Genomic DNA, 10,741 nt, shown 5'->3' with positions numbered 1-10,741 from the left:
AACAAGCCAATCTAACATTAGAGCAGATGGATGTGATTGAACTGAATGAAGCATTTTCAGCTCAAGCTTTGGCGGTTGCTCGTGATCTAGGTCTTGAAGATGGTGCAGCACATGTCAATCCAAATGGTGGTGCTATTGCATTGGGTCATCCGTTGGGTGCTTCGGGTGCACGTCTAGTTACCACAGCACTCAATCAACTTGAAGCAACGGGTGGTACATATGCGCTTTGCTCAATGTGTATTGGGGTCGGTCAAGGTATCGCTTTGATTATTGAACGTGTCTAACCAAGTATCACTAATTTAAGATATTTCTCCTCCCTTTTTTAAAGGGAGGTTGGGAGGGATTTAATGCCAACATTCACATCAAACGACGCACAAATTAATTACCAAACTTTTGGTGAGGCAAACAAGCCTGCAATTATTTTCTCTAATTCTTTAGGGACAAATTTCAGCATGTGGCAAGCTCAAATTGATGCATTCAAAAATGATTTTTTTGTGATTTGCTATGACACTCGTGGTCATGGTCAATCATCTGCCCCACAAGGGCTGTATACTATTGATCAATTGGGTCAAGATGTCATCAATTTACTTGATCATCTCAATGTTGAAAAAACCACTTTCTGTGGTATTTCTATGGGTGGTTTAACAGGTCAATGGTTAGCTATCAACTACTCTGCACGTTTTAATCACGTAATTGTCTGCAACACAGCTGCAAAAATTGGACAAGAACAAGCATGGAAAGACCGTGCGACACTTGTCCGTGAACAAGGTTTACAACCGATTGCATCAACAGCAGCATCACGTTGGTTCACCGAGCACTTTATCCAACGCAACACAGCAATTGTGACTTCTCTGAGTAACGACCTCGGAGCTAGCAGCGCAGAAGGTTATGCAAGCTGTTGTGAAGCGTTGGCTAAAGCAGATTTACGTGAACAACTGAAAAAAATTCAAGTGCCTGTATTGATTATCGCAGGAGCTCAAGATCCTGTAACGACTGTAGCCGATGGTCAGTTTATGGCTGAACATATTGTCGGTAGTCAGTTATTTACAATTGATGCATCCCACATTTCCAATATCGAACAACCTGAAGTATTTAGTAAAGCCGTGCAAAAATTTATTGCTTCATCATGATAAATTAATCTTGATTCATTGATTTTTGCTTTACCCAACATCCTGAAAATGAAGATGATTCAAATCTAAACTTTTAGGGTGTTTTTTATTTTGTTGCTTTCTTATTTGAATGTGCCATATTTTTGCATAATAATTGTATTGTTTTAGCGATATGAATCTGTCTGATCCAAACCTGAAAACTACTCAATAAAACACGGTGAAAATGTGAAGTTATTTCTCGATTGTGAATTTAATGGCTTTGGTGGTGAACTTATTTCGATGGCATTAGTCGATGAAAATGAATGTTATTTCTATGAGGTTTTGCCCTGTGATGCACCTATTGCATGGGTCGCTGAACATGTCATTCCGATTTTGAATCAGCCCGCACTTTCTTTACAGCAATTTCAGTCACAACTGAGAAACTTTTTATTTCATTACGATTCAGTTCATATTATTGCCGATTGGCCCGAAGATCTATCTTTATTTCTAAATAGCTTAATTCTGGGTTTTGGTTCTAGCATGACCACACCGCCCATGACTTTAGAGCTCTATAATAAACAACATGAACTCAATGTCCCATCAGCTCAACCACACAATGCATTACAAGATGCGCTCGCTTTAAAAAGAACACTCTTTATTTAAACTTTCAATAAATCAGCGCATTCTTTTTAAATTAAAGGTCACAACCCCCCATATTTCAAGCTGTTGCCCTTCTTCGATATAAATATTTTGATAATCCGCATTTTCAGCTTTCAACCAAATTTTCGGTGGATTAAATTGCATATCAATCATCAGTCGTTTAACTGTAAAATCGTTATCAATCAGCGCTATAACAATATCACCTGACTTTGCTGAAATGCTTCGATCAACAATAAGCGGATCATCAATATCAATACCTGCATCATACATAGAAAGCGAGTTTGCTTTTACAATAAACGTTGAACCTTCATTACGTATCAAATACTCATTCATATCTAATGATTGTTCAATATGCTCATGTATAAACGCTGGTGATCCTGCGGCAACACGCTCTGTAGCCAAAGGAATTTGGTAAATTTTCTCATTTTTAGCTTCTACAGGTTGCATCTTTAACGAAGAAGACAAATCCGATAGATGCCCTGGATTAATATTATTTAGCAGCCAATTTTTGATAATATGAACTTGCGACTCAGGTACACGAATCACCTTTGTTGGTTCATTGAACTGTGCTTTTCGCCCCGCATTAACACGAGCACCACCATGTTCAAATTCTTGTTTTTTTGTCATTTGTTTTCGCTCTATTTGCAACCGTAGATGCCTTAAAAATAATATAACTTGAAAAAGTTACAAATTCAAGTTGACGTCCTTCTCATTTTCCATAACAATGGCTTCATTGATCAGATTTTAACTTATCTGTTTAACATGGATGTTTTAGATAAATTAAATAACACATTGAATTATAGATAAATTTATTTATTAAAATCTTAAATCACTGATTTTATTTAAATAAAAATGATCAAATATATCACTTATTTATATTGAATGATTTTCTATGCGGAGACATAAAAATGACAACTCAACGTGATGCTATCTTAGGTTATGCCGATGATCAACATGCATATTATATTCGTCTCATTGAAGACAATATTGTATTGGGAAGCCACTACGGATTGGTCTGCGAACAAAATACAGATGAGGCTGAAAGTATTATGACGACCTTATATTTGAAAAAATCTTTTTGGCTCAATGGTTCTGCATTTTCAGATATTGTGAAAGGTTTACAACCGTTATCGCTACAGTGCTGAATAAAATATTTTTCAGCTACTAACTCAATGATGAAATTCCTAACCTAAAAATAATTGAGCAAACAAAATAAAAGCAAGTCGAACATAAATATATACGTTATAAATCAAGGATGATCTACATTGACCGTCCTTGAAAACCACATAATATTTCATTTTCACGTACTAAAATGTACATTATTGAATAAAAATAGATCATTTCTTTTGATCCGAATGCTGTAATGAAGCATTATTCATGCCTGCATTGAGCTTGTTCAAGAAGTGTACAAAGGTTGCTTTATCATCAAACATAAAGCCTTCCATTGCTTGACGATAAAACTCATAAATTTTGAGTTGTAATTGCTCCCAAAATTCAAATCCTAATGGCGTTAATATCACTTTTTTTGCACGGCGATCTGCTTGGTCTGCAAAACGAATCACATAATCATCACGTTCTAAACGTTTAAGTACGCCATCTAAATTTTGTCGACTTACACCTAGATATTCCGTCAGATCGGAAAAAGACATTCCTTCACGTACTTTTTCACGTGATAAAGCACCCAAAACTGCCCAATGTACAGGTGAAACTCCAAGTTCTTTAGCACTTTGTCTGTCTAAAGTATTACCTAGTTGGAATACTCGAAAAAAAAGCCTGTTATGTATTGCATACAAATCTTCATCTTGGGAAGAGTTCTGTTCATTACTCATAGAACATCTGTCCTTTATCAAAAATGTTCAAGCCTACTTCATTCATATCATGTCCTCATGAAATTTCGTTATAGGCTTTAAAGCACTATTTTCATTCAATTTTAAAATAGCATTTAATCCTAAGTATAACAATTACAGCCTGCTCTTTATAAATAAGTTGTTTTGTTTGGTTGTATTTACACATATCCTCCACCGTATTCTCTTATTTTGATAATTACTATAGATTCTCAAAATTATATCAACATATTGTCATATATGTCAGAATATAGAATACTGATCTTTTTTAATTTTAAAAATGATAAAATCATCCTACTTTTCAACAAGTACTCGACTTTAGTATATATATTAAAATATTTATAATAAATATATTAAATAAATACATGTTTTATATTAATATTTTACAAAGATAAAAAATAATATATATCAATATATTGACATTTACTTCGATTCAAATATATTCAATTTGTATATTTAGCATTCGCTTCTAATGGACAAATAAGGAAATTTGTCTGCTTTAATGTCTAATATGTGTAATAACAAATGAAAATATATGTAAATTATTTGACATAAATTATGGTATGGAGATGCCAATGCAGTACATTGACGTACAAAAAACAATAGATGAGGCAAAACTGAATAAGTTTCACCTCCGCGTTCTATTTTGGTGCTTTTTAATTATTATTATTGACGGTTATGATATTGCTGTTGCAGGTGCTGCAATCCCCTCTATTATGGAGGAAATGAAGGTTTCAGCATCGACTGCGGGCTTCATGGCAAGCTCAACCTTGTTCGGTATGATGTTCGGGACCATTGTATTTGGTGGCTTGTCTGAAAAAATTGGACGTCGCTTAACGATTTCAATTTGTGTAGTTTTATTCAGTTTATTCACGGCGGCTGCGGGTCTATGCAAAGATCCCATCAGCTTTAGTATTTTACGCTTTATCGCTGGACTCGGTATTGGTGGTGTGTTGCCCAATATTGTTGCACACATGACTGAATACTCACCAAAAAAAATCCGTAGTCTCATGACCACAGGTATGTTTTCGGGCTATGCTGTTGGTGGGATTGTTGCAGCAGCGATTGGTAAATATTTCATTATGGAATTTGGTTGGCAAATCGTATTTTTTGCTGCGGGTTTTCCTGTATTTTTGGTGCCTTTTATTTACAAGTATTTGCCTGAGTCTTTGGTCTATTTAGAAAAGAAAAATAAAACTAACGAAATTAAAGCGATCATGCAAAAAATTGAGCCCTCTTTACAAATTAATGAACAGACTCAATTACAATTTCCTCCAATGGCACCTCATCAATCTGTACCTGTAACTCAATTGTTCAGTGATGGACGCTTTTTAAGTACTTTAATGCTTTGGGTTGCCTTCTTTACTGGGCTATTCATGATTTATTCGCTCAGTACTTGGCTTGCAAAACTGATGGCTTTGGCAGGTTATAACCTAGGTTCAGCACTTAGTTTTGTCATTGCTCTAAATTTTGGTGCAGTCATTGGCTGTATTGTTGGGGGATGGTTAGCAGATCGTTTTCACATCAAATGGGTCTTGGTCACCATGTATACATTGGGTGGTATTTTCTTATATGCCATGACATTTGATCATTCACAAAATATGCTTTATCTGATTATTGCAGCAGTAGGCGCATGCTCAACAGGCGGTCAGATTGTGGCTTATGCATACTGTGGACAATTCTATCCTGCCAACATTCGTTCAACAGGCATTGGTATGGCAGGTGGCGTTGGTCGTTTAGGTGCAATTCTAGCCCCGTTAATTATTGGTTATATCGTGGCATTGAATTTACCGTTAGAACAAAACTTTATGGTTATTGCAGCCGTTGCCATTTTGGGTGCAGTGGGGATTGCCTTTATTAACCATGAAAAAGCCGCAATTTAATTTTTTATCTGTCGTTCAACCGATTATTGTTAAACTGATGTTATTTTTTAAACTCATAATTTAAAGCTAAAAAAAGCCCTCTCGGGCTTTTTTTATTGGTCAAAATTTCGCAGTAAAATGCTTAACGAATTTCTGCTTTCCAACCATCTTCTTCCAATACGGCAAGTACGGCAGTTTGGTCGAGTGTAGTTTCAAGTTCAACTAATTTTGCAGCAACATCAATATTCACAATCGCTTGCTCATCAGCCGTTTTCAGACTTGCAGTTACACCTTTAGCACAACCGCCACACGTCATATTTTCTACAAATAGTTTCATTATAATCTCCAATTCTATCAATGGTATTGCTTTACTCTAAACCTTTCCATAATGGCAAGGTCAAGTCTTTCTTTACTTACTTTCTGCAATTTAAGTATCAGAAAATACAGCCTTTTAACTTAATGCCCTTTTTCAATATGCTCTAAAATACTGCAATCGGGGCTTTCATTTCCTGCACAACAAGACACGGATTGTTCAAGAGTATTGACCATCTCTTGTAAGGTTTTAATTTTTTGATTCAAATCATCAATATGCTTTAAAGCTAATTGTTTAACTTCAGCACTGCTTCGATCGGTATTTTTCCATAATGAAATCAAACCTTTCATCTGTTCAGCAGAAAAACCTAACTCTCGTGCATGCCGAATAAAATTGAGCGTTTTAACGTCTTGTTCGGTGTAGATCCGATAACCAGCATCGGTACGTTTTGCCGCATCAATCAGCCCAATATCTTCATAATAACGAATCATTTTTGCAGACAAACCTGATTGTTTCGCAGCCTGACCTATATTCATGACTCACCTCTATTTCTGATATATATGGTTAGATTTCAAATTGCCAACTCATATAAATGAGCAATCCTAAATTGAAGCATATTTCACCCTGTTACAGGCTTAAATGTTCTTAAACGTAATGCATTGCCTAAGACAAAGATTGAAGACAACGCCATCGCACCAGCAGCAAAAATAGGTGACATTAAAATACCAAATGTAGGATATAACACACCAGCAGCCACAGGAATGAGCGCAATATTATAAATAAATGCCCAAAATAGATTCTGATGAATATTGTCCATTGTTGCCTTACTCAGTGCAATCGCATTGGGAATACCCTGCAAACTGCCTGAAATTAAGACAACATCAGCCGCTTCAATTGCAACATCAGTTCCTGTGCCAATCGCTACACCAACATCAGCAGCAGCCAAAGCGGGTGCATCGTTAATGCCATCACCAACATAAGCAATATGCCCATAGCTTTGTTTGAGTTTTTGCACAGCTTCCACTTTTTGTGCAGGTAGAACTTCAGCAATAACTTCATCAATACCCAATTGTTTAGCAATCGCTTCAGCCGTATGACGGTTATCACCACTGATCATTGCTACTTTAAGACCTTGAGCATGTAAAGCTTTAATTGCAGGATAAGTACTCGCCTTAATCGGATCAGCCACGGCGATAATCGCAGCAAGTTTTTGATCAATGGCTACATATAAGGGCGTTTTGCCTTCTTGTCCTAAATTCTCAGCTGTCTGTGCAAATTGTTCAACAGATAAACCAAGTTTTTGCATAAGTCGATCTGCACCAATATGCAAATGTAAGCCATCTACACCTGCCTCAATACCATAACCCGTCAACGAGTTAAAGTTTTGAATCTCTCTTAAACTTAATCCTAAATCAAGCGCAGCTTTAACAATGGCTTGCGCAATCGGATGTTCCGACTTATTTTCAATACTTGCTACAGCTGCCAAGACTTGATTTTCATCAAAACCAGATAACACTTCAAAATTGGTTAAAACAGGTTTGCCTTCTGTGAGTGTCCCTGTTTTATCAACAGCGACCACACGTGCTTCTTTTAAAGACTGTAATGCCTCACCTTTACGAAATAACACACCAATTTCTGCACCACGTCCTGTTCCGACCATAATCGAAGTCGGTGTTGCAAGCCCCATGGCACATGGACAAGCAATAATCAGTACAGCAACGGCATTGACTAAGGCAAAACTTAATGCGGGTTCTGGACCAAAAATCACCCAAGCAATAAACGTAAGCAATGCCATTGCCATCACCATAGGGACAAACCACATGGTAATTTTATCGACAACTGCTTGAATAGGAAGTTTAGAACCTTGTGCCTGCTCAACCATTTGAATGATTTGGAACAGTACCGAATCTTGACCTACTGCAGTTGCCTGAATTTTAAGACTGCCTGTTTGATTGACTGTTCCGCCAATAACTTCAGCTCCGACAACTTTTTCGACAGGAATCGGTTCACCGCTCATCATCGATTCATCAATAAAACTTTGCCCTGAAATAATATGACCATCAACAGGCACTCGTTCACCCGGACGAATTTCAACAATCATGCCCGACTTAACATCTTGAATGGCAATTTCTACCATTTGCCCATCTTGCTCAACACGTGCCATTTTAGGTTGCATTCCTAAAAGCTGTTGAATAGCAAGAGAAGTACGCCCTCGTGCTTTAGACTCGAAGAAACGACCAAGTAAAATGAGTGCAACAATAACAGCAGCAGCTTCAAAATAGACATTCACCGTCCCTTTTGGTAATAACTGCGGGAAAAAAGTTGCAACAACAGAAAATACATAAGCCGAGAATGTACCCACAGCAACTAAAGAATTCATATCAGGGGCAAGGCGAAATAATGCAGGAATACCTTTTTGATAAAAACGACGCCCTGGAAAAACTAAAATAAGCGTGGTCAGAACAAATTGGAAATACCAACTGTTTTGAGTACCTATGCTATTTGCAATTAAATGATGAAATGCCGGAACAAGGTGTGAACCCATTTCAAGTAAGAAAACAGGTGTTGCTAAAATAGTGGCAAGAATTAAGTCATGTTTTAAATGATTTAATTCGTCTGCTTTTTTTTCTTGCTGAATTTCGATCTGATCAGCTTGAATGACATGGGCTTCATAACCCGCTTTTGCCACAGCTTGAATGAGTTGCTCAACCGTGGTTGGAGGGTTTGCTACAATCAAAGCTTTTTCAGTGGCTAAATTGACACTTACTGAAGTAACCCCTTCAACTTTTTTTAGGGCTTTCTCAACACGTCCAACACAAGAAGCACAGGTCATTCCATCAATGGCAAGTTCTATAGGTAGCGCCTTCGGTACTTCATAGCCTGCTTTTTCAATGGTTTGAATAATCGCATCATAGTCCAAAGGCTCATGACTTTGAATGGTGGCTTTTTCTGTAGCCAAATTCACGGAGACAGCATCAATATTAGGCAGTTTCTGTAAGGCTTTTTCGACTCTACCAACGCACGAAGCACAAGTCATTCCCTCAATATTGAGCGTTCCACTGTAGCTTTGTGTTACGTTCTTGCTTTGCTTCATTGGATCTGATGTTGTTGTCATTGCAGTATCCTCTTTTTGCTGATCTTTTGATTAGTATTAGCATAAAGATTCCCATCATGGGAAGGTCAAGAGTTAAGTTCCAATAATGCTGATTAAATTTATAGATCTTTAAGTTATATATTTAAATAAAAAGCCTGCTATAGCAGGCTTTAAGTCAATAAATACAGTAAATTTTTTATGTAATTTTAAATGCCAAAGAAATTTCTTGATGACCTTCAATTTGCTCGGGCCATTTTTGTGACATTGTTTTTAACTTAGTATAAAAACGTGCAGCATCTGGTCCATATAAATGGGATTCACCAAATTTTGAACGCCTTAAACCACCAAAATTAAAATAACTTACGGGCAAAGGAACAGGGACATTTATTCCAATCATACCAGACTCAATTTCAGTAAAAAAACGATGCGCTGTTTTGCCATCACGAGTAAATATGACTGAGCCGTTACCAAACTCATGACTATTTGTCACAGCAATGGCTTCATCTAAACTATTCACACGCAATATTCCTCGTGCTGGACCAAACACTTCTTGTTTATAAAAATCCATGTCTGTTGTTACATGGTCAAGTAATGTTGGACCTATATAATAGCCATTTTTATATTCTGGATGTTGATAAGAACGTCCATCCAATAATAGTTCAGCTCCATCTTCAATACACTGATCAATTGCCTTTAATACTGACTGTTTTGATTGCGATGAAATAACTGCACCAAAATCTGCAGATTCATCATTATAAGCCCCCATTTTAAGTGCTTTAGTTTTTGTAATAATTAACTCTCGCAATTTTTCAGCTGTTTCTACACCAACAGGGAGTAACAACGAAACAGCCATACAACGTTGACTCGCTGAACCAAATCCTGCGGAAACAAAAGCATTCGCTGCGGCTTCTAAGTCGGCATCTGGCATTACAACCATATGATTTTTCCCACCAGTAAATGCTGCAACACGCTTATTGTGGGAGGTTCCTTTTTGGTAAACGTACTCACCAATTTGAGTTGAGCCAACGAAACTGATTGCTGAAATTTCAGGATGTTCTAACATAGCGTCTACAACAACTTTGTCACCTTGTACAATATTAAAAATATCATCAGGTAAACCAGCTTCTTTCCATAAATTAGCAAAAAACAATGCTGCTGATGGTACTTTTTCAGAAGGCTTCCAAACAATCGAATTTCCAATTGAAACAGCCATTGCCATCATGACTGCTGGAATCATAATTGGAAAGTTAAAAGGCGTAATACATCCAATGACACCCACTGGAACTCTGACAGAAAAAACATCAATATCACCCGCAACATTTCGAGCATATTCTCCCTTAGTCACTTGTGGTGCATTACAAGCAAATTCAATCCCTTCAATTGCGCGTCCTATTTCACCTTTTGCATCAGCAATAGTTTTACCATGCTCTCTACCAATAATTTCAGCAAGCTCTTCTGTTTTAGCAATCATAAGCTCACGAAGTTTATAGATCACTTGTAAGCGCGATGCATGTGAAGCCTTCGACCATTTTTGAGCATTTAATGATGTTGCAGCCTGAACAGCTTGATTTACAGTGATTACATCGCCGTAAGCACATTGAGCTATCTCTTCCCCTGTGGAAGGATTAAATATAGGTCCGCTTCTTTGCGTCTCTACAATGTGTTTACCCGATATATAATGCCCGATCAATTGAGCCATCTTTAACCTCCATGTATAGTTTTAGATTTGCTACATTGCTAATTTTAGAAAAAAATAAATATTACAAAATTTAAAAACTTTGATTTTTAACAAATATGCATTGCCATATAGTTTTGATAGATAAAGATAAATATAGTTTTATCTTTATCTAAAATATTATTTAAAATAACCGTATTAACGC

10 protein-coding genes and 1 pseudogene are annotated in these 10,741 nt (G+C 36.8%); 5 read left to right on the top strand and 6 right to left on the bottom strand.

Annotated features, from left to right (window positions below; all coding sequences use genetic code 11):
• From ACK2M2_RS06790 to ACK2M2_RS06780, 3 genes and pseudogenes are all read left to right on the top strand, one after another.
• Positions 1–284, top strand: a pseudogene (locus tag ACK2M2_RS06790) (acetyl-CoA C-acyltransferase); the annotation flags it as partial.
• Positions 285–347: 63 nt separating this feature from the next.
• Entirely contained in the window at positions 348–1,130 is a 783-nt protein-coding gene (gene pcaD / locus ACK2M2_RS06785) for a 3-oxoadipate enol-lactonase (protein ID WP_419346889.1), read from the top strand.
• A gap of 204 nt (positions 1,131–1,334) precedes the next feature.
• Positions 1,335–1,751: a hypothetical protein gene (locus ACK2M2_RS06780; RefSeq protein ID WP_419346887.1), complete on the top strand. Its 417-nt coding sequence runs from the start codon at positions 1,335–1,337 to the stop codon at positions 1,749–1,751.
• 12 nt (positions 1,752–1,763) lie between these two features.
• Here the strand turns inward: ACK2M2_RS06780 and ACK2M2_RS06775 are convergent, their stop codons facing one another.
• A complete protein-coding gene (locus ACK2M2_RS06775; protein WP_409510398.1) occupies positions 1,764–2,375 on the bottom strand; it encodes a LexA family protein in 612 nt (203 codons plus the stop codon).
• Positions 2,376–2,656: 281 nt separating this feature from the next.
• On the opposite strand from ACK2M2_RS06775, the gene ACK2M2_RS06770 reads away from it, so the two are divergent.
• Positions 2,657–2,893 (top strand): hypothetical protein, encoded by a 237-nt coding sequence (locus ACK2M2_RS06770; RefSeq protein ID WP_409510399.1) that lies wholly within the window; start codon positions 2,657–2,659, stop codon positions 2,891–2,893.
• A gap of 192 nt (positions 2,894–3,085) precedes the next feature.
• Here the strand turns inward: ACK2M2_RS06770 and ACK2M2_RS06765 are convergent, their stop codons facing one another.
• Positions 3,086–3,577, bottom strand: a complete 492-nt coding sequence (locus ACK2M2_RS06765) for a MarR family winged helix-turn-helix transcriptional regulator (protein WP_419346883.1) — start codon at positions 3,575–3,577, stop codon at positions 3,086–3,088.
• A 590-nt stretch (positions 3,578–4,167) separates the two neighbouring features.
• Between ACK2M2_RS06765 and ACK2M2_RS06760 the strand changes: the two genes are divergently transcribed.
• Positions 4,168–5,475, top strand: a complete 1,308-nt coding sequence (locus tag ACK2M2_RS06760; RefSeq protein WP_419346880.1) for an MFS transporter — start codon at positions 4,168–4,170, stop codon at positions 5,473–5,475.
• A gap of 121 nt (positions 5,476–5,596) precedes the next feature.
• On the opposite strand, the gene ACK2M2_RS06755 is transcribed toward ACK2M2_RS06760, so the two are convergent.
• The 4 genes from ACK2M2_RS06755 to ACK2M2_RS06740 all read right to left on the bottom strand — a co-directional run bounded on the left by ACK2M2_RS06755 (position 5,597) and on the right by ACK2M2_RS06740 (position 10,560).
• Positions 5,597–5,791, bottom strand: a complete 195-nt coding sequence (locus tag ACK2M2_RS06755; RefSeq protein WP_419346878.1) for a heavy-metal-associated domain-containing protein — start codon at positions 5,789–5,791, stop codon at positions 5,597–5,599.
• 119 nt (positions 5,792–5,910) lie between these two features.
• Positions 5,911–6,303, bottom strand: coding sequence for a Cu(I)-responsive transcriptional regulator (cueR, locus tag ACK2M2_RS06750; protein ID WP_419346875.1), 393 nt, complete (start codon positions 6,301–6,303; stop codon positions 5,911–5,913).
• An 83-nt stretch (positions 6,304–6,386) separates the two neighbouring features.
• On the bottom strand, positions 6,387–8,861 hold the full coding sequence (locus tag ACK2M2_RS06745) for a heavy metal translocating P-type ATPase (RefSeq protein WP_419346901.1): 2,475 nt from the start codon (positions 8,859–8,861) through the stop codon (positions 6,387–6,389).
• A 196-nt stretch (positions 8,862–9,057) separates the two neighbouring features.
• The gene (locus ACK2M2_RS06740) at positions 9,058–10,560 is read right to left on the bottom strand and encodes a CoA-acylating methylmalonate-semialdehyde dehydrogenase (protein WP_419346873.1); all 1,503 of its coding nucleotides are present in this window, start codon (positions 10,558–10,560) and stop codon (positions 9,058–9,060) included.
• Positions 10,561–10,741: the final 181 nt, after the last annotated feature.

The organism is Acinetobacter sp. TY1 (assembly GCF_048551395.1).
GTDB lineage: Bacteria > Pseudomonadota > Gammaproteobacteria > Pseudomonadales > Moraxellaceae > Acinetobacter.
This window is presented reverse-complemented; position numbering and strand designations above follow the sequence as displayed.

Bases quoted from the DNA above. Each gene is read 5' to 3' on its own strand.
- pcaD (WP_419346889.1), top strand. From the start codon at position 348: ATGCCAACATTCACATCAAACGACGCACAAATTAATTACCAAACTTTT.
- ACK2M2_RS06775 (WP_409510398.1), bottom strand. From the start codon at position 2,375: ATGACAAAAAAACAAGAATTTGAACATGGTGGTGCTCGTGTTAATGCG.
- ACK2M2_RS06770 (WP_409510399.1), top strand. From the start codon at position 2,657: ATGACAACTCAACGTGATGCTATCTTAGGTTATGCCGATGATCAACAT.
- ACK2M2_RS06765 (WP_419346883.1), bottom strand. From the start codon at position 3,577: ATGAGTAATGAACAGAACTCTTCCCAAGATGAAGATTTGTATGCAATA.
- ACK2M2_RS06760 (WP_419346880.1), top strand. From the start codon at position 4,168: ATGCAGTACATTGACGTACAAAAAACAATAGATGAGGCAAAACTGAAT.
- ACK2M2_RS06755 (WP_419346878.1), bottom strand. From the start codon at position 5,791: ATGAAACTATTTGTAGAAAATATGACGTGTGGCGGTTGTGCTAAAGGT.
- cueR (WP_419346875.1), bottom strand. From the start codon at position 6,303: ATGAATATAGGTCAGGCTGCGAAACAATCAGGTTTGTCTGCAAAAATG.
- ACK2M2_RS06745 (WP_419346901.1), bottom strand. From the start codon at position 8,861: ATGAAGCAAAGCAAGAACGTAACACAAAGCTACAGTGGAACGCTCAAT.
- ACK2M2_RS06740 (WP_419346873.1), bottom strand. From the start codon at position 10,560: ATGGCTCAATTGATCGGGCATTATATATCGGGTAAACACATTGTAGAG.